Origin of the sequence: Rhodobacter calidifons (assembly GCF_011174775.1) — a bacterium.
GTDB lineage: Bacteria > Pseudomonadota > Alphaproteobacteria > Rhodobacterales > Rhodobacteraceae > Tabrizicola > Tabrizicola calidifons.
This window is the reverse complement of record NZ_JAANHS010000010.1, coordinates 35,636-52,939: the sequence shown is the minus strand read 5'-3', so window position 1 is coordinate 52,939 and position 17,304 is coordinate 35,636. Positions and strand designations below refer to the sequence as shown.

16 protein-coding genes are annotated in these 17,304 nt (G+C 66.8%); 8 read left to right on the top strand and 8 right to left on the bottom strand.

Features of this window, described 5'->3' with window-relative positions; all coding sequences use genetic code 11:
* Positions 1–48: 48 nt before the first annotated feature.
* The gene (locus G8O29_RS13280; protein ID WP_166403712.1) at positions 49–1,338 is read left to right on the top strand and encodes a citrate synthase; all 1,290 of its coding nucleotides are present in this window, start codon (positions 49–51) and stop codon (positions 1,336–1,338) included.
* 147 nt (positions 1,339–1,485) lie between these two features.
* Positions 1,486–2,109, top strand: a complete 624-nt coding sequence (locus G8O29_RS13275; RefSeq protein ID WP_166403711.1) for an alternative oxidase — start codon at positions 1,486–1,488, stop codon at positions 2,107–2,109.
* Between the two features lie 63 nt (positions 2,110–2,172).
* On the opposite strand, the gene aguB is transcribed toward G8O29_RS13275, so the two are convergent.
* The 3 genes from aguB to G8O29_RS13260 all read right to left on the bottom strand — a co-directional run bounded on the left by aguB (position 2,173) and on the right by G8O29_RS13260 (position 5,461).
* The gene (gene aguB, locus G8O29_RS13270; protein ID WP_166403710.1) at positions 2,173–3,045 is read right to left on the bottom strand and encodes an N-carbamoylputrescine amidase; all 873 of its coding nucleotides are present in this window, start codon (positions 3,043–3,045) and stop codon (positions 2,173–2,175) included.
* A 64-nt stretch (positions 3,046–3,109) separates the two neighbouring features.
* Positions 3,110–4,216 (bottom strand): T6SS phospholipase effector Tle1-like catalytic domain-containing protein, encoded by a 1,107-nt coding sequence (locus G8O29_RS13265; RefSeq protein ID WP_166403709.1) that lies wholly within the window; start codon positions 4,214–4,216, stop codon positions 3,110–3,112.
* Between the two features lie 99 nt (positions 4,217–4,315).
* On the bottom strand, positions 4,316–5,461 hold the full coding sequence (locus G8O29_RS13260; RefSeq protein ID WP_166403708.1) for a type III PLP-dependent enzyme: 1,146 nt from the start codon (positions 5,459–5,461) through the stop codon (positions 4,316–4,318).
* Positions 5,462–5,676: 215 nt separating this feature from the next.
* Here G8O29_RS13260 and G8O29_RS13255 point away from each other — a divergent pair, with 215 nt between their 5' ends.
* Complete coding sequence (locus G8O29_RS13255) at positions 5,677–6,108, top strand: Lrp/AsnC family transcriptional regulator (RefSeq protein WP_128516412.1); 432 nt, start codon at positions 5,677–5,679, stop codon at positions 6,106–6,108.
* A gap of 25 nt (positions 6,109–6,133) precedes the next feature.
* On the opposite strand, the gene G8O29_RS13250 is transcribed toward G8O29_RS13255, so the two are convergent.
* Positions 6,134–7,831, bottom strand: coding sequence for an NAD(P)H-hydrate epimerase (locus tag G8O29_RS13250; RefSeq protein ID WP_166403707.1), 1,698 nt, complete (start codon positions 7,829–7,831; stop codon positions 6,134–6,136).
* 170 nt (positions 7,832–8,001) lie between these two features.
* Here G8O29_RS13250 and G8O29_RS13245 point away from each other — a divergent pair, with 170 nt between their 5' ends.
* From G8O29_RS13245 to G8O29_RS13235, 3 genes are all read left to right on the top strand, one after another.
* Positions 8,002–8,340: a P-II family nitrogen regulator gene (locus tag G8O29_RS13245; protein WP_103255696.1), complete on the top strand. Its 339-nt coding sequence runs from the start codon at positions 8,002–8,004 to the stop codon at positions 8,338–8,340.
* 49 nt (positions 8,341–8,389) lie between these two features.
* Positions 8,390–9,799: a type I glutamate--ammonia ligase gene (glnA, locus tag G8O29_RS13240; protein WP_166403706.1), complete on the top strand. Its 1,410-nt coding sequence runs from the start codon at positions 8,390–8,392 to the stop codon at positions 9,797–9,799.
* A gap of 202 nt (positions 9,800–10,001) precedes the next feature.
* The gene (locus tag G8O29_RS13235) at positions 10,002–10,715 is read left to right on the top strand and encodes a hypothetical protein (RefSeq protein WP_166403705.1); all 714 of its coding nucleotides are present in this window, start codon (positions 10,002–10,004) and stop codon (positions 10,713–10,715) included.
* A 16-nt stretch (positions 10,716–10,731) separates the two neighbouring features.
* Here the strand turns inward: G8O29_RS13235 and G8O29_RS13230 are convergent, their stop codons facing one another.
* Genes G8O29_RS13230 through G8O29_RS13220 form a run of 3 tightly spaced genes read right to left on the bottom strand, consistent with a single transcriptional unit; the run spans position 10,732 to position 12,985 of the window.
* The gene (locus tag G8O29_RS13230; RefSeq protein WP_166403704.1) at positions 10,732–11,607 is read right to left on the bottom strand and encodes an alpha/beta hydrolase; all 876 of its coding nucleotides are present in this window, start codon (positions 11,605–11,607) and stop codon (positions 10,732–10,734) included.
* Positions 11,595–12,203, bottom strand: coding sequence for an NAD(P)H-dependent oxidoreductase (locus G8O29_RS13225; protein WP_166403703.1), 609 nt, complete (start codon positions 12,201–12,203; stop codon positions 11,595–11,597). Before G8O29_RS13225 ends, G8O29_RS13230 begins: the two co-directional genes overlap by 13 nt.
* Entirely contained in the window at positions 12,200–12,985 is a 786-nt protein-coding gene (locus G8O29_RS13220) for a heme-dependent oxidative N-demethylase family protein (RefSeq protein ID WP_166403702.1), read from the bottom strand. The genes G8O29_RS13225 and G8O29_RS13220 overlap by 4 nt, the downstream gene beginning before the upstream one ends.
* 130 nt (positions 12,986–13,115) lie before the next feature.
* On the opposite strand from G8O29_RS13220, the gene dddP reads away from it, so the two are divergent.
* The gene (gene dddP / locus G8O29_RS13215) at positions 13,116–14,450 is read left to right on the top strand and encodes a dimethylsulfonioproprionate lyase DddP (protein WP_166403701.1); all 1,335 of its coding nucleotides are present in this window, start codon (positions 13,116–13,118) and stop codon (positions 14,448–14,450) included.
* Positions 14,451–14,588: 138 nt separating this feature from the next.
* On the opposite strand, the gene G8O29_RS13210 is transcribed toward dddP, so the two are convergent.
* Positions 14,589–15,482, bottom strand: a complete 894-nt coding sequence (locus G8O29_RS13210) for an endonuclease/exonuclease/phosphatase family protein (protein WP_166403700.1) — start codon at positions 15,480–15,482, stop codon at positions 14,589–14,591.
* 494 nt (positions 15,483–15,976) lie between these two features.
* Here G8O29_RS13210 and purB point away from each other — a divergent pair, with 494 nt between their 5' ends.
* Positions 15,977–17,281 carry an adenylosuccinate lyase gene (purB, locus tag G8O29_RS13205; RefSeq protein WP_166403699.1) on the top strand — a complete coding sequence of 435 codons (1,305 nt, stop codon included), beginning with the start codon at positions 15,977–15,979 and terminating at the stop codon, positions 17,279–17,281.
* Positions 17,282–17,304: the final 23 nt, after the last annotated feature.

Sequence of the window (17,304 nt, the reverse complement as noted above, 5' to 3'; positions counted from 1 at the left end):
CCGAGGGTCTCCCCTGCCAGGGTCGGCCCGCCATCACCGGGGAGAGACATGTCGGACAAAGTCGCAAAACTTGAACTGGACGGAAAGACCTACGACCTTCCGGTCCTCAAACCCACCCTCGGCCCCGATGTGCTGGACATCCGCAAGCTTTACGGCGAGGCGGATGTGTTCACCTTCGACCCGGGTTTCACCTCGACCGCCGCCTGCGAAAGCGCCATCACCTATATCGACGGCGATGTGGGCGAACTGCTCTATCGCGGCTATCCGATCGAACAGCTGGCCGAGAAATCGACCCATCTGGAGGTCTGCTACCTTCTGCTCTACGGCGAACTGCCGACCGCAGCGCAGCTGGCGGACTTCACCCAGCGCGTGACCAAGCACACGATGGTGCATGAACAGATGCACTACTTCTTCCGTGGTTTCCGCCGGGATGCGCATCCGATGGCGACGATGGTGGGCGTGGTGGGCGCGATGGCGGCCTTCTACCACGACAGTACCGACATCAACGACCCCTGGCAGCGCGAGGTTGCGGCGATCCGCATGATCGCCAAGCTGCCGACCATCGCGGCGATGGCCTACAAGTATTCGGTGGGCCAGCCCTTCGTCTACCCCAAGAACGCGCTCAGCTATGCGGGCAACTTCCTGCACATGTGCTTCGCCGTCCCGGCCGAAGAGTATGTGGTCTCGCCGATCCTGGAAAAGGCGATGGATCGGATCATGATGCTGCATGCCGATCACGAACAGAACGCCTCGACCTCCACCGTCCGGCTGGCCGGGTCCTCGGGCGCGAACCCCTTCGCCTGCATCGCCGCCGGGATCGCCTGTCTCTGGGGTCCCGCGCATGGCGGGGCGAACCAGGCCTGTCTCGAGATGCTGAAGGAAATCGGCACCGTCGATCGCATCCCGGAATACATCGCCAAGGCCAAGGACAAGTCCTCGGGCTTCCGCCTGATGGGCTTCGGCCACCGCGTCTACAAGAACTTCGACCCGCGCGCCAAGGTGATGAAGGAATCGGCTGACGAGGTGCTGGGGCTTCTTGGCATCGAGAACAACCCCCTCCTCCAGGTCGCCAAGGAGCTGGAGCGCATCGCGCTGGAGGACGACTATTTCGTCTCGAAGAAGCTTTACCCGAATGTCGACTTCTACTCGGGCATCATCCTCGAGGCGATGGGCTTCCCGACCTCGATGTTCACCCCGATCTTCGCGATCTCGCGCACCGTGGGCTGGATCAGCCAGTGGAAAGAGATGATCGCCGACAAGAACCAGAAGATCGGCCGCCCCCGGCAGCTGTATATCGGCCCGCAAAAGCGCGATTACGTCGATCTGCGCCACCGCTGAACGCAACACCACCAGACCGCCAGAACCTTGCAAAGGCCGCCCCCCGGGCGGCCTTTCTGCTGCGCCCAGAGGCCGCAGGGCAAGCCGGATGATTTCTGTCGGAAAACCCCTATATCTCCGCTGTGCTTTCGACTGTGGAGTATGACCATGAAAGACACCTATCCCGACCTGACCGCGCACCACGCGCCGGTGACGCTTGGCGACCGCATCGCGTTTCGCACCGTCAAGTTCATGCGCCTTTTTGCCGATGCCTTCTTTTCCAAACGCTACGGCCACCGCGCTGTGGTGCTGGAAACCGTCGCCGCCGTGCCGGGCATGGTGGGCGGGCTTCTGCAACACCTCAAGGCGCTGCGCCACATCCGCGACGATCAGGGCTGGATCAGGGAACTGCTCGACGAGGCCGAGAACGAACGGATGCACCTGATGACCTTCATCCACATCGCCCAGCCCTCGCGGCTGGAACGGGCGATCATCATGCTGGGCCAGGCGATCTTCTATAACGCCTATTTCTGGCTTTACCTCTTCGCCCCCCGCATCGCGCACCGGATCGTGGGCTATCTCGAGGAAGAGGCGGTGGTCAGCTACACCCAGTATCTGGAGCAGATCGACGAGGGCAAGGTCGAGAACGTCCCCGCCCCGCAGATCGCCATCGACTACTGGAACCTCGGGCCGAAGGCCCGCCTGCGCGACGTGGTGATCGCCGTCCGCGCCGACGAGGCCGGCCACCGCGACCGCAACCACGAGATGGCCGACCAGCTGAAGGCCGCGTAAACATACCCTCGCTTGCGCCGAAGTCCCGCGAGGACCGACGCGCAAGCGAGCGAGGCGCCGGGATCAGGCGCGCCCGTCAAGCGTGCCGACCGCGGCGTAAAGCTCGGGCCGCCGGTCGCGGAACAGGCCCCAGCTCGCCCGCAGCGCCGCGATGGCGTCAAGGTCGAACCGGTGGACGAGGACCCCTTCGGTCGCACGGTCGGCCTTTGCCACCAGCTGGCCGGTGTGATCGGCGATGAAGCTGGAGCCATAGAAGGTCACCTCGCGCCCGTCCGGCGCCACTTCCGTCCCGATCCGGTTCGAGGCGACCAGCGGCAGGATGTTCGCCGCCGCATGGCCGCGCTGGACGGCCTCCCAATGCGGCTGGCTGTCATAGCCGGGGGCCGGCGGTTCCGACCCGATGGCGGTCGGATAGAGCAGCAGTTCCGCCCCCATCAGCGCCATGGACCGCGCCGCTTCGGGGAACCACTGGTCCCAGCAGATGCCGACGCCGATCCGCCCGAAGGCCGTGTCCCAGACGCGAAAGCCGGTGTCGCCGGGCGAGAAGTAGTATTTCTCCTCATAGCCCGGCCCCTGCGGGATATGGCTTTTCCGGTAGACCCCCAGCACCCGCCCGTCGGCATCGGCCATCGCCACCGAGTTGAAGAAGGCCTGGCCTGCGCGTTCGAAGACGCTGACCGGGATCACCACGCCCAGCTCCTTCGCCAGCGCCGCAAAGCGCGCAACCAGCGGGTGGCCGTCAATGGGCCGGGCCAGCTCGAAATACTGCGGATGTTCCTCGATGCAGAAATAGGGGGCCGCGAACAGCTCCTGGATCAGCACCACCTGCGCGCCCTGCCCCGCCGCCTGCCGCACCAGTGCCTCGGCGCGGTCGGCATTGGCGGGGAGGTCCCAGGAACAGGCGAACTGCGTGGCGGCAACGGTCACATGGCGCATGTCGGATCCCTCGGTCAGCGATGTCGCGGCCCAGAATACGGGCTGGCCGCGCGGGCCAGAAGCCCTATTCGGCAGGCTGTTCGCTGGGCCAGCGCCGCCCGGCCGCCCGCAGCGCGGTGGGATGCAGCCGTTCGGAACGGTCCCGCCCGACCACCCGCTTGCGGCGCAAGAGAAACGCCTTGCCCCAGCTGCGCCAGGTGCCGACCATCGGCGCCTCCGGGTCGCAGGGAAAGCGTTCCCTCCAGCCCTGCGGCAAGGCCAGCCCCAACGCTTCGGCCCGGTCCAGCATCCAGACCAGCGGGATGTTCGCCAGCGGGCGCGCCGCCGCGAAATCGCCGATCTGGCCGCCGATGTCGCCATGCGCGCCCCGGAACCAGACCTGTTCGACATTGCCCTCCCAGTCCGGCGGACAGTCCCACAACACGGGCGCAAAGGCTGCGCGCGTCTCGTCCAGCGCCAGCGCGTGATAGCCGTGCCGGATCGAGGCGCCAAGCTGATGGTTGTGAAACCCGTGACGGTCGGCGGCGAACATCCAGAAGAAGGGCAGCCGCATTCCCAGGGCCTTCACCGTATCCCAGACGCCCACCATCTCGATCGGCACCGAAGCGTGGCAGCAGCGGCGGGCAAAGGCCTGCGCGGCAGGACTGTCCGCCCCGCGTTCGTAATGCCGCCAGGCCAGCCGCACCGCACGTTCGGTCGCGTGTTCGCGCCGCAAGAGCCCCACCCCGTCGATCACCCCCGCCAGCGACCGCACGGCAAAGGCCCCGCGCGAATAGCCGAACAGGAAGATCCGGTCCCCCTCGCGATAGCCGCTCGCCAGCCAGCCATAGGCGCGCCGGATCTGCGGGGCTATCCCCCGACCCTCGATGATCGCCAGCCCGCGCAGCCAGCCTTCCCATTGCATCCCCGGCTCGTAGTAAAGCCGCCGGTTGGCGTGCTGGCCCATCTCCTTCAGCAAAAGGAACAGAAGCCCGGCGTTGCCCTCCTTTCCGGGTTCGAGGCTGGACAGGGTGCCGTCGAGGATCACGACATGATCGACCGCCCCCCGCACCCGCCCCGGTTCGGGCGCGGGGGCCGGTTCCACCTCGGGCGCGACCGTGCGGCGGAAAAAGCTGCGAAGGCGGTCCAGTAGGCGCGTGGCGGGTCTCTCCTGAAGCTGCGGCGCGACCATCCTCGGTCGGCACAGGTTAAGGTTCCCTTGCCCGCAATGCTAAACGCCCGGCGGACCATGTCCAGCCGGGCGTTCCGATTTCACAGGGATGTCAAACAGTCAGAGCTTCAGGCTGAGGACCGTTGCCATCTGCAACTCGCCAAACCCGTTGAAGCGGGTGTTGGTGACGGTGGAATAGGACCCCATCCCCTGCCAGACCACGAAATCGCCCTCGGCCAGGTCGGACGGCAGCGGGATCTCGCCCGGCAGCCGGTCCACCGAATCGCAGGTCGGCCCGAAGACGATGCGCGGCAGCGCCTCGCCCGTGCGCTTGTGACCATCGGCGGCCAACACCTCGATCCGGTCGATCACCCCGATCATCGGCAGTTCGGTCAACGAGCCATAGACCCCGTCGTTCAGGAACACATGCGTCCCGTCGCGCAGCGCCTTGACGCGGGCAGCCAGCGCAAAGGCGTCGCCACACAGCGCGCGGCCCGGTTCGCAGACAAGGGCCGGGCGGTCGGCCCCGAAGGCCTCGGTCGCCACACGGTCGATCAGCCGGAACGTGTCCTCCAGCTGCGGCACGACGGCTTGCAGCCGGTGGTTCGGAAAGCCGCCGCCGACGTTCAGCCGCGCGATCTTCACGCCCGCCGCCGATGCGATGTTCGCGGCCTCGCGGATATAGGCCTCCCAGGCGTGCGGGTCGGTGCATTGCGTGCCCGGATGGAAGGTGATCGAGGGGATGTAGCCCTTCGCCGCTACCTCGCGCAGAAGCTCCACCGCCAGCTCCACCGTCGCCCCGAACTTGGCGCCGAAGTTGTAGGCGGCCCCCGCGACCGGCAGCTTGAAGCGGACCGAGATCTCGGTGCCCTGCACGGGCACCATCTCGACCAGCTTCGCCAGTTCGGACTTCGAATCGACGCTGTAGGACTTCACGCCGCGTTCGACCGCATGGGCGATCTCATGCCGCGCGCGGACAGGGTTGTTGTAGTGGATCGCCGCATCGGGGGCCAACCGGTTGATCAGGTCGATCTCGAAGGGCGAGGCGCAGTCAAAGCCACGCACGCCGGCGGCGGCCAGGTTCTCGATCATCGCCTCGCCGGGGTTCGACTTGACGGCATAGGTCACCATGCCCGGAAAGCCGTCGATGAAGCGGCGCGCGGCGGCCTGCGCGGCCGAGGGCGCGAAGAACAGGACCGGGTTCTCCGGCTGCTCTTTCTTCAGGTAATCAGTGGGGTTGGACCAGATCGTCTTGGAGAGTCCCATCGGCGTATTTCCCTTTGCCAACAAGACGCTTCGCCCTTCCCCGTTGCAGCTGTGGGATCGGGCACCAGCGTGGTTTCAAGTGAACCAGGCCAGGTGCGTATGAGCCGCCCTTTTCCTGCAATCGAGGATGCCGCATATGGGTTACAACTTCACCGAACAAAACTATATAACTGCGCAGTTTCGTCGTTATAATGACGAAAAGGATGGCAGATTGCATGGACGAACTGGATCGCAACATCATCGGGCTGCTCTCCGCCGACGCGCGGGTTTCGGTGGCCACATTGTCGCGCCGGCTGAAGGTCGCCCGGTCCACGATCCAGGCGCGGCTGGAGCGGCTGGAGACCTCGGGCGTCATCGCCGGCTACACGCTGAAACTGGGCGAGGCGGCGCGGGAGGGGCGGCTGCGGGCCTCGGTGCTGCTGACCATCGAGCCACGGTCGCAGGCGGCGGTTCTGGCCCGGCTGAAGTCGATTGCCGAGATCGAGCGGGTGTTCACCACCTCGGGCCGGTTCGACTTTCTGGTGCAGGTGGCCTGCCCCAACACGCAGGTGCTTGATTCGGTGCTGGACCAGATTGGTGCCATGACCGGGGTGCGGGCGTCGGAGAGCCTGATCCACCTCTCGACCAAGATCGACCGGGCGGTGTGATCGGACGGTGGGCGAATCGCCCACCCTACAGGCCAAGCGCCCGGAACACCTTCGGCAGCTCCTCGGGCAGGTCCTCGGCGATCAGCCCGGGGCCGAAGCTGAGGGCGCATTCCACATGCAGCCAGGCGGAGGTCGCAGCGGCGTCGAAGGGGCTGAACCCCCGCGCGAGAAGCCCGGTGATGAACCCCGCCAGCACGTCGCCTGACCCTGCGGTCGCCAGCCACGGTGCCGCGCGGTCGTAATGGGCGGAGTTGATGGCACAGCGCCCCGTGGGATCGGCGATCACCGTGTCCGGGCCTTTGTAGAGGACCACGCAGCCCGCGCGCTTTGCGGCCTCGCGCGTGGCATCGACCTTGGAATAGGCGGGGCCTCTGGTGGCGGGGGCCGCCAGCTTCTCGGCGATGTCGGGGAAAAGACGGGCGAATTCGCCGGCATGGGGGGTCAGGACGCAATCCCCATGCAGGGCCGAGAAGAGATCGGGAGTCTGCGAAAGAATCGTGAGGGCGTCGGCGTCGAGCACGAGACCCCGCCCCGGGCCTGACCCGGGGCCTCCCTTTCCCCCCTCACCGCCGCCCGGCGTGAGGTCCCCCCGGGTCAAACCCGGGGCAGGCTCAATCAAGCCCGGGACGGGCATCCCCAACGCCACCGCCACCACCTCCCGCCCCCGCGCATCCAGCCCCAACCCCGGCCCCACACACAGCGCATTGATCCGCGGGTCCGCCAGCGCCTCCTTCAGCGCCAGCCCATCCGCCACCCCCCGCAGCATCAGCGCATCCAGCCGCGCGGCGTTCTCGGGGATCGCTTCCGGCGGACACCCCACCGTGACCACCCCCGCCCCGATCCGCAGCGCCCCCCGCGCCGCCAGCCGCGCCGCCCCACCGCGCCCGGAGGGGCCGGAAAGGATGAGGGCGTGGCCGTGGGCGTATTTGTGGGCCTTCGTTCCCTTACTCAGACTTCGGGTGCAGGATTTCGCCTCGTGCACCGCGTGGGGCACAATGGGATTTCCAAGCCCTATGTCCTTCACAACAACCTTCCCGCAGTATTGTTGGGCCTTGGCAAGAACATGCCCAAGCTTTCTTCGATGAAAGGTCACGGTCAGTGCCGCTTCGAAGGTGTATCCGTCGGCCGCAGGCCAGTTCATCGGACCCGCATAGTCCTGGGGCACGATTGGCTCGCCGCTGTCGGCGCAAAGGCCAGAAGGGATGTCGATGGAAACCGCTCTCCCGACACGCCATTCCGACAGGAAGTGTTCATGCTGGACGCGGCGGACGGGTTCGGGAACCGTGCGGGACAAACCTGTGCCGAAGGCGGCATCTACCAGAAGATCCGCAGGCGGAATTGTACGGCCGTGAAGCTCTGTCCCATCCGGACCACGAGCGAAAGACGCGGCTTCCCGCACCTCCCCCATCCCCCGCCACCGCGCATAATTCACCCGTGCATCCGGCGGCAGGCGCTCCGGGTCGCCGTAGAGGAAGACCTCCACCTCCCAGCCCCACTCCTTCAGAAGCCGTGCCACGACGAACCCGTCGCCGCCGTTGTTCCCCGGCCCGCACAACACCACCGCCCGGTGAGAGGTGGCGCGCAGCTCCGGCCATTCCTCGAAGATCGCCTCGACAACGCCCCGCCCGGCGCGTTCCATCAGCTCCAGGCCCGTGACCTCGCCACTGGCAATCGCCGCCTGTTCGATGGCCCGCATCTGGGCTGCGGTCAGGAGTTCGGTCATTCTTCAACCACCACAGTTTTCAAACTGCCCGCACATCAGGCGCATGGCACAAATTTTAGGCACCCCTGAAGGAATCCCTCCGGCGAAGCCCCGAACAAAACCCTGTCACATTGCCCCCCGAAAGGGGAAGTGGTCAGACGGGCAAGGACGAACCGGGGGAGGCCAGCCCAATGAAGAAAGTCGAAGCGATCATCAAGCCGTTCAAGCTGGACGAGGTGAAAGAGGCGCTTCAGGAGGCGGGCATCCAGGGTCTTTCGGTGACCGAGGTCAAGGGCTTCGGCCGCCAGAAGGGCCATACCGAGCTTTACCGCGGAGCCGAATATGTCGTGGACTTCCTGCCCAAGGTGAAGATCGAGGTCGTGCTGACCGACGACATGGTCGATACCGCCGTCCAGGCGATCATCGCGGCCGCGCGCACCGACAAGATCGGCGACGGCAAGATCTTCGTCACCCCCGTGGAACAAGCCATCCGCATCCGCACCGGCGAAACCGGCGACGATGCTGTCTGAACCGGGCCTCACGGCCTGAAACCCTAACCCCAAACCGAAAGGCAGTCAGATGAGCGCCGTTGCCAAGGCTCTGAAACTGATGAAGGACGAGGAAGTCGAATACGTCGACATCCGCTTTACCGACCCGAAGGGCAAGCTCCAGCACGTCACGCTGGTGGCTGACCTGGTGGACGAGGATTTCTTCGAGGAAGGCTTCATGTTCGACGGCTCGTCGATCGCCGGCTGGAAGTCGATCGACCAGTCCGACATGAAGCTGATCCCGGATGCGGGCTCGGTCTATATCGACCCGTTCTATGCCGAAAAGACCATGGCGGTGCATTGCAACGTCGTGGAGCCCGACACCGGCGAGGCCTACAGCCGCTGCCCGCGCCAGACCGCGCTGAAGGCCGAAGCTTACCTGAAATCCTCCGGCATCGGTGACGCGGCCTATTTCGGGCCCGAGGCGGAATTCTTCCTCTTCGACGACGTGCGCTATTCGGTGACCCCCCGCAAGGTGGCCTACGAGATCGACGCCGAAGCCGCCGCCTGGAACACCGACACCGTGACCGAAGGCGGCAACTACGGCCACCGCGCGGGCCACAAGGGCGGCTATTTCCCGGTGAACCCGATCGACGAGGCGCAGGACATCCGCGGCGAGATGCTCTCGACCATGAAGCGGATGGGGATGAAGGTGGACAAGCACCACCACGAGGTCGCCACCTGCCAGCATGAACTCGGGATGATCTTCGGCGGTCTGGTCGAACAGGCCGACAACATCCAGAAGTACAAGTACGTCATCCACAACGTGGCCCATGCCTACGGCAAGACCGTGACCTTCATGCCGAAACCGATGAAGGGCGACAACGGCTCGGGGATGCATGTCAACATGTCGATCTGGAAGGGCGGCAAGCCCCTGTTCGCGGGCGACAAATATGCCGACCTTTCCCAGGAGGCGCTGTGGTTCATCGGTGGCATCCTGAAGCACGCCAAGGCCCTGAACGCGCTGACCAACCCCGCCACCAACAGCTACAAGCGGCTGATCCCGGGCTTCGAGGCCCCCGTCCTGCGCGCCTATTCGGCCCGCAACCGCTCGGGCTGCGTGCGGATCCCGTGGACCGAGTCGCCCAAGGCCAAGCGTGTCGAAGCCCGCTTCCCCGATCCGTCGGCGAACCCCTATCTGGCCTTCGCGGCGCTGCTGATGGCCGGCCTTGACGGCATCAAGAACAAGATCGATCCGGGCCCGGCGTCCGACAAGGACCTCTACGATCTGCCGCCCGAGGAACTGGCGGAAATCCCGACCGTCTGCGGCAGCTTGCGCGAGGCCCTGGAAGAGCTGGAGAAGGACATGGACTTCCTCCTGGCGGGCGACGTGTTCACCCGCGACCAGCTGGACGCTTACATGGCGCTGAAGTGGGAAGAGGTCTATGCCTACGAGCACACCCCCCACCCGGTCGAATACCAGCTGTACTACTCCTGCTGAAGCAGAGGGTGGGCGGATTGCCCCCCTTGCGCGGGACAGGAAAGGGCGCCCCCGGGCGCCCTTTTCACTGCGCGCCGCGCGCGGCGCTTGTGGGCGACCCCAGGAAATCAATGGGTTGGCTGCGGGCATTCACGTCTTGGAAACCTTGTCTCGGGCAGTTAACCTGCGGTTGAGCTGGCGGGACTGCGCGCCGGGAGTGGATATGGCACTCGATCCGTCGAGAAAGCGGCAGGGCAAGGGGCGGCCGGAGATCTGGGCTTCGGGCGGGCAGCGCCCTCCGTTCGACCTGCGCGCGCTGGGTCGGGCAGGCCTGCATCTGTCGCGCGAAGCTGTGGCAAGCCTCCATGCCCGGGCGGCGCGGGGCCTGCGGCGGGCGGCGGTGAACGTGAAGAACGGAGCGGGACGGATTCCGGCCGGAAGGCTGGGGCGCGCGGAACGCTTTGTCCCCTCGCATCTGCGCGTTGCGGCCTGGATCGGAAACCTTGCTGCAACGCTGTCCCATGCCAGCGCCTCGGCGGACCCCGACATCCCGCGCGGCAACGCGCTGGTGGCCGAGCTTGCGCCACCGCTCCGGGACAAGGCCGTCCTGCCCCCGGAACCCGGGCCAATGCCCGCCCACCCGCCACAGGGCGAGGTCGCCCCGGTGATCCTGAGCGAACCGAAGACCGACGACGACCCGCTTGCGGCGATCCGCGGCGATCTTTCCGGCAGGCCCGGCGCCCCACGCCATGCGACGGGCGCAGCGCCGGAGAGCCCGCTTGCCCCGCCCGGCGCCGTGGCCGAGGCTGTGATCCAGGTGGGCGGTTATCTGGTCGGCTGGGGCACGGTGATCCTGACCCTGCCCTTCGCGCTGATCGGGGCCCTGTGGCTGTGGATCGGCGGCCGAGACCTCAAGACAATCGGGCGCGAGGACTGACCACCCCGGTCCGGGATCAGGCCACAGCTGCCCGCACGAAGGCCAGCACCTCGGTCCTGACGGGATCCGTCTCGAAGGCCTCGCCGCCATGGCCCGCGCCGGGGACAAGCTTGTAATCGACCCTGGCGGTCGGATCGGCCGCCAGCCAGGCCTCGCGCAGGCGTTTGGCCTGGAGATCGGCGATCAGCGGATCGGCATCGCCGTGACGGATCAGGATCGGCGGCAGCGGCTCTTTCAGCTGCGACAGACGCCCGATGGGTCCCATCGCCCGGGCCTCGGCGCGTCTGTCCCCCACGGCATAGCCCAGAAGCTGGCTTTCCGCGCTGTCCGCCGGGTCGGTCCACCCCATCTGCGGCGTGCGACCCAGGGTCTTCATGTCCTGGTCCATGGTCGAGAAATCCATCGGTCCGAACAGGCTGACGACGCCGCGCGGACGCAGACCGACCTCGACCAGGCTCAGCGCGGTGCCCACCGCCAGGAACGCCCCCGCCGACTGCCCCAGCAGCACGATCCGCGACGGGTCAAGCCCCAGTTCCGCGCCTTCGCGTTGCAGATGGACGATGGCCGCCAGGACATCCTCGCCCTGCGCCGGCCATTTCGCGGTGCCGGACAGCCGGTAGTTCACCCGGACCACGGCGATGCCCGCGTCCAGTATCTCGGGCCAGATGGCAAGGTCGGACTTGTCCCCGACCCTGAACGCCCCGCCATGTACCATAACCAGGATGGGCGCAGGCGAGGTGCCGCGCGGCAAGGTCAGGTCCATGACCTGACGCGGATCATTGCCATAGGCGATGTCCTTCGCCCCCGGTGCCCGCCAGCGCCAGAGCGCCAGGCCACCTGCGGCAGCGGCAGCACCACCGATCATAAGGGTGCGGCGGATCAGTCCGGGCATCTCAATCTCCGTGTCATCGCTTTGATTTCGCCGGCAATGCGGGCCTCGAACCGCTGAACCCGCTTGGCCGGCACAGTTTCGGCCTGATAGAGCGCAAGCCAGCGGACCCGGGCCCTTGGCGCGCAGGGGCGGATGATCCCCCGGCAGAGGGCGCGGCGCAGCGGCTGGCGCAGGACCAGCCAGTCGATCCAGCGCGGCGCGCCCATCGTGGTCACCGCCAGCACCTGTTGCAGGTTGGAAAGTCGCGGCCGCATCGCGCCAAGGTCGGGGGCAGGGTCAAAGGCCACAGCAGGGGTCCAGACCCGGTCGAACCAGCCCTTCAGGATGGCCGGAAAGCCCGACCACCAGGTCGGAAACACCAGGATCAGCACCTGGGCCTCGGCCAGTTCGCGCTTTTCATCGGTCAGCGTGACCGGAGGCGTCGCATAATAGCCCGCCCGTTCCTCGGCCGTCAGGACCGGATCGAAGCCGTCGTACAGGTCGCGCCGGGTGACCTGCCAGCCCTGCGCGCGGGCCAGCGTCTCGACCGTCGCGGCCAGGTGCGCGTTCAGGCTGCCGGGCAGCGGATGGGCATGGATCAGAAGGCAGCGCGTCAATGCATCGCCTCGCGCAGGGCAGCGTAGTCCTCGGCGCTGAGCCGGTTGGCGTCGACGACGATGGTGTGGATGGCGAAGAGGACAGCCCGGGTGCTGGGCAGGCGCAGCAGTGTCTGGCGCTCGCAACGGATGTAGGACCGCCCCGTGGGCTGGCGCCGCCAGTCGCCTTCCACCCTGGGATGGTGCAGCATGAAGTCGTCGTAGGTGAAGAAGTTCATCCGCCACAGCGGCTGTTCCGGCCGGATCGCGGTCAGCAGGCGATGAACGCGCGCGGCCAGGGTGTCGTCGTAGATTTCGACCGGCCGATGGATGCCGGTCATCGGGCGGCCCAGTTTCTGCGCCAGCGTCCAGGAGGCCGGAAAGCACAGGATCGCGCCGGTCAGGTCGTATTCCGCGCCGTTCGCCTGCATGAGGCAGAGGTCCTGCTGGACCAGGCGCCCCAGGGTGACCAGCGGTTGTGACGGGTCGAGCGCGACGGTCACACCGTCGGGGCGTGTGACGTGGCCGGCCGTCCGGGTGAAACCCGGTTCGGCCGCCAGCCAATCGAGAATCGTTTCATACAGCTCTTCCGCCGCCGGACGCGCCTGGGGCAGAAGCGCGTGGACGACCTCGGGCTGTGCGGCGATCAGCCGGTCGCGCAGCGCCATCTGGCCGGCATAGGCCTCGTCCACCCGCAGCCAGTCGCGGCCCTGCACGGGCTGGATGCCGGGCAGTCTCCGGGTTGCCGGATGGGCCCAGGGGTGAAGCGGAAGCCGGTCCTGAAGGATCGGCGCATCTTGCATCGGGTTGACCATGGCGGTCTTTGACCACGGGTGCGAGGCCGCCGCAACCGACACGTTTGCGACCCGCCGCGTCGCGGATGGCGATGCGGCGGTTTCGCGCCCGGGCACTCTGGCACAAAGGGAGGGCCAGATGGATTATCACCGCGACCGCCGCAAGATCGACCCGTCGCGGGGGGCGACGCTTGGCGATGGCTCGCCCAACGACAACGACCGGGTGGAGATCGGGCCGACGCAACTGGCGTTCCGGGAATGGGAGGCGGCAGGCTTGCAGCTGCCCGACCTGGCGCGGATGCGCGAGGACCGCTGGAAGCGCCTGGTCGCGGGGCTGGTGGCGCGGGACTACGGCGGCCTGCTGATGTTCGACCCCCTGAACATCCGCTATGCGACCGACACCACCAACATGCAGCTGTGGAACACGCACAACCCGTTCCGGGCCTGCCTTCTGTGCGCCGACGGGCATATGGTGATGTGGGAATACAGGAACGCGCCGTTCCTGGTGACCTTCAACCCGCTGGTGAAGGAGCTGCGCTCGGGGGCGACGTTCTTCTACAACTCGACAGGGGATCGGGGCGCCGAGGCCGCCCGGGGCTTTGCCGCACAGGTGGACGAGGTGATGCGCGCCCATGCCGGGACGAACCGGCGGCTGGCGGTGGACAAGATCATGGTCCACGGGCTGCGGGCCCTGGAGGCGATCGGGTTCATGGTCGAGGAAGGCGAGGAGGTGACCGAACGGGTGCGGGCCGTGAAGACCCCGGACGAGATCCTGGCGATACGCTGTGCGCATCACGCCTGCGAGGCGGGGATTGCCGAGATGGAGGCCTTCACGCGGGCAAATGTGCCATCCGGCAGGGTCTCCGAGGATGCGATCTGGGCGGAATTGCATGCCGCGAACATCCGGCGCGGCGGGGAATGGATCGAGACGCGGCTCCTGGCTTCCGGTCCCCGGACCAACCCATGGTTTCAGGAATGCGGACCGCGGCTGGTGCAGAACAACGAGATCGTGGCCTTCGACACCGACCTGATCGGCGCCTATGGCTTCTGCATCGACATCAGCCGCACCTGGTGGGTGGGCGATGCGCGGCCGTCGAACGCGATGGTCAGCGCGTTCCATCATGCGCTCGACCACATCGCCGACCACAAGGCGCGGCTGAAGCCGGGCGTCACCATCGAGGAACTGGTGATGGAAGGGCATCAGCTGGCCCCGGAATACTGGGCGCAGAAATACAGCTGCAAGATGCACGGCGTCGGGCTTTGCGACGAATGGCCCTATGTCCATTATCCCGACGGCTGGATCCCCGGCGCCTTCGACGCGGCGCTGGAGCCGGGGATGGTGCTGTGCGTCGAGGCGCTGGTCTCGCCCGAGGGCGGGGATTTCTCGATCAAGCTGGAGGATCAGGTGCTGATCACCGAAACGGGCTGCGAGACGCTGACCCGCTATCCCTTCGACACGCGGCTGATGGGGTAGGCAAACCCTCCTCGGTCGCCGTCGGCGTCTCGTCGGGGCTGGACGCAAGCGAGGAGGGACGAAGTCGCCGACGAGCGGACAAGAGGTGCAGCGAACGCTTCTTCGGCGTGCCTTCGGCCTTTCCTTGGCAAGACCGGCTCAGATCTCGACCAGCGCCAGCAGCCCCAGATGATCCGACCCCAGCGCAGGGCGCGGGCCGACGCGGCCGCCACGCGTGGCAAAGACATGGTCGATCGGCAGGCGGAAGAAATCGCTCCATCCGACATAGGTGCCGAAGGTCGGGCCGGCGGCGCGGACATCCAGGACCTCGGCCATTCGGCTGACCGAATGGCCCCAGCGCACCATGTTGAAGTCCCCCGCCATGATCGCCGGCCCCTTCAGCCGGTCGAGGATCGGCAGCAGCCGATCGACATGATCGCCCTGCCCGTAGGGCCAGGGCCAGTGCAGATGGACCGAGACCAGCCAGATCCGGTCCTGCCCTTCCACCCCGGCGACCACCTGCATCGCGGCCAGTCCCGGCGCGCAGAAGGCGGTGCCCGGAACCGGGACCAGCCGGGTCAGGATGGCGGTGCCGCCGACCCGGCCGCCCGGGCAGACATGCTGGTGCGGATAGGCATCCTTCAGCCGGGCCGGCAGCGCCAGGTTCGGCTCGGACACTTCCTGGAGGGTCACGATCTGCGGATTGGTGGCACGGATGTCGCTCTCGACCGCGGCAAGATCGGCGTTCCGGTAAAGGAGGTTCTTCTGATACACCGAATAGCGCCCGGGCAGGCCGGGCCAGCTGTAGGCCAGAAGCACCTGTGCCCCGGTCAGAAGGGCCAGCAGAGTCGCGACGAAGGCCGCCATGCGCAGTCCCGCGAAACTGGCAAAGACCGCCAGAACCAGGATCGCGGTCGCCGCCAGCGCACGCCCGACCGACAGGGAATCGCCCAGCGGATGCAGCCAGCCCAGATAACCGCCGGCCAGCGCCAGGATCGCCAGCCCGAGCGCCAGCCCGATCACCGTCTGCCAGATCCTGTTTCCCTCACTCATTCCCACCTCGTCGTGCCTGCCGGGACGTCCCATCCCCTTCAACAAGCTGCATCACCAGGGCCCGAAGCGGCGGGGCCATCTCCTCTCCGGTGGTCAGCCCGGACTTTCTAGCCCGATCACTGCGGCATAATTGAGTTGCGCCTTTGGCAACAGTTCGGATTCTTGAAGCCCGATCCGCGCAGAAATCCGGCCCGGTCGGACAGGCGCTGGCGGGCCAGGACAGCCACGCCGCAGCCCCGGACCTGTTGCGCCGCGCCTGCCGGCATCCGCAAGTCGAGCCGCTGCTGGCCTTCGCCGGGCGGGCGGCGCCCGGGGCGGCGACGGTCGGCGCGGGCGGCGGGCAACGGGATCGACCTTGCCTTGTGCCCTCGTGGCCAGCCGCGTCGTGCAGCTGACCATCCCGCCCGCGCTGATCGCCGCCTTCCCCTGACGCCTTGCGCCCTGCCGCGACGCGGCGTAAGGGGGCGGCAGCTTCCCTGCCCGAAGGTCTGCCGATGATCCCGCGCTATTCCCGCCCCGATATGGTGGCGATCTGGTCCCCGGAAACCCGCTTTCGCATCTGGTTCGAGATCGAGGCCCATGCCTGCGACGCACAGGCCGCGCTGGGGGTGATCCCGAAGGAAAACGCCGAAGCCGTCTGGCGCGCAAAGGACGTGCCCTTCGACGTGGCGCGGATCGACGAGATCGAAGCGGTCACCAGGCACGACGTCATCGCCTTCCTGACCCATCTGGCCGAGATCATCGGCCATGACGAGGCGCGCTTTGTCCATCAGGGGATGACATCTTCGGACGTGCTCGACACCACGCTGAACATCCAGCTGGTGCGCGCGGCCGACCTGCTGCTGAAGGGGATCGACCGGGTTCTGGCCGCACTGAAGGCGCGCGCCTTCGAACACAAGGATACCGTCCGCATCGGTCGCAGCCACGGCATCCATGCCGAGCCGACCACGATGGGCCTGACCTTCGCCCGCTTCTATGCCGAAATGAAGCGCAACCGCGAACGGCTTGAAAACGCACGGAAAGAGGTTGCGACCGGCGCGATCTCCGGCGCCGTGGGGACCTTCGCCAACATCGACCCGCGCGTCGAGGAACATGTCTGCAAGATGCTGGGCCTGACGCCCGAGCCGATCTCGACCCAGGTGATCCCCCGCGACCGGCACGCGATGTATTTCGCCACCCTGGGCGTGATCGCCTCGTCGATCGAGAACATTGCCATCGAGATCCGCCACATGCAGCGGACCGAGGTGCTGGAAGCGGAGGAATTCTTCTCTCCCGGCCAGAAGGGCTCGTCCGCGATGCCGCACAAGCGCAATCCGGTCCTGACCGAGAACCTGACCGGCCTTGCCCGCCTGGTCCGCATGGCCGTGGTCCCGGCGCTGGAGAATGTGGCGCTTTGGCATGAACGCGACATCTCGCATTCATCCGTGGAGCGGATGATCGGGCCGGATGCGACGATCACGCTGGATTTCGCGCTGCACCGCCTGGCGGGCGTCGTGGAAAAGCTGGTGGTCTATCCCGAGAACATGCTGAAGAACCTGAACAAGTTCAAAGGCCTGGTGATGAGCCAGCGCGTGCTTCTGGCGCTGACCCAGGCCGGCGTTTCCCGCGAGGACGCCTATCGGCTGGTGCAGCGGAACGCGATGAAGGTCTGGGAACGGGGTGCCGACTTCAAGACCGAGCTTCTGGCCGACCCCGAGGTCACGGCAGCCCTGTCCCCCGCCGAGATCGAGGAGAAGTTCGACCTCGGCTATCACACGAAACATGTGGACACGATCTTCGCCCGCGTCTTCGGCGAATGACGAAACCGTGATCGGCCCATCCG

What these genes read in the sequence shown, in the direction of transcription:
- G8O29_RS13280 (WP_166403712.1), top strand. Translation starts at nt 49, where the DNA reads ATGTCGGACAAAGTCGCAAAACTTGAACTGGACGGAAAGACCTACGAC.
- G8O29_RS13275 (WP_166403711.1), top strand. Translation starts at nt 1,486, where the DNA reads ATGAAAGACACCTATCCCGACCTGACCGCGCACCACGCGCCGGTGACG.
- aguB (WP_166403710.1), bottom strand. Translation starts at nt 3,045, where the DNA reads ATGCGCCATGTGACCGTTGCCGCCACGCAGTTCGCCTGTTCCTGGGAC.
- G8O29_RS13265 (WP_166403709.1), bottom strand. Translation starts at nt 4,216, where the DNA reads ATGGTCGCGCCGCAGCTTCAGGAGAGACCCGCCACGCGCCTACTGGAC.
- G8O29_RS13260 (WP_166403708.1), bottom strand. Translation starts at nt 5,461, where the DNA reads ATGGGACTCTCCAAGACGATCTGGTCCAACCCCACTGATTACCTGAAG.
- G8O29_RS13255 (WP_128516412.1), top strand. Translation starts at nt 5,677, where the DNA reads ATGGACGAACTGGATCGCAACATCATCGGGCTGCTCTCCGCCGACGCG.
- G8O29_RS13250 (WP_166403707.1), bottom strand. Translation starts at nt 7,831, where the DNA reads ATGACCGAACTCCTGACCGCAGCCCAGATGCGGGCCATCGAACAGGCG.
- G8O29_RS13245 (WP_103255696.1), top strand. Translation starts at nt 8,002, where the DNA reads ATGAAGAAAGTCGAAGCGATCATCAAGCCGTTCAAGCTGGACGAGGTG.
- glnA (WP_166403706.1), top strand. Translation starts at nt 8,390, where the DNA reads ATGAGCGCCGTTGCCAAGGCTCTGAAACTGATGAAGGACGAGGAAGTC.
- G8O29_RS13235 (WP_166403705.1), top strand. Translation starts at nt 10,002, where the DNA reads ATGGCACTCGATCCGTCGAGAAAGCGGCAGGGCAAGGGGCGGCCGGAG.
- G8O29_RS13230 (WP_166403704.1), bottom strand. Translation starts at nt 11,607, where the DNA reads ATGCCCGGACTGATCCGCCGCACCCTTATGATCGGTGGTGCTGCCGCT.
- G8O29_RS13220 (WP_166403702.1), bottom strand. Translation starts at nt 12,985, where the DNA reads ATGCAAGATGCGCCGATCCTTCAGGACCGGCTTCCGCTTCACCCCTGG.
- dddP (WP_166403701.1), top strand. Translation starts at nt 13,116, where the DNA reads ATGGATTATCACCGCGACCGCCGCAAGATCGACCCGTCGCGGGGGGCG.
- G8O29_RS13210 (WP_166403700.1), bottom strand. Translation starts at nt 15,482, where the DNA reads ATGAGTGAGGGAAACAGGATCTGGCAGACGGTGATCGGGCTGGCGCTC.
- purB (WP_166403699.1), top strand. Translation starts at nt 15,977, where the DNA reads ATGATCCCGCGCTATTCCCGCCCCGATATGGTGGCGATCTGGTCCCCG.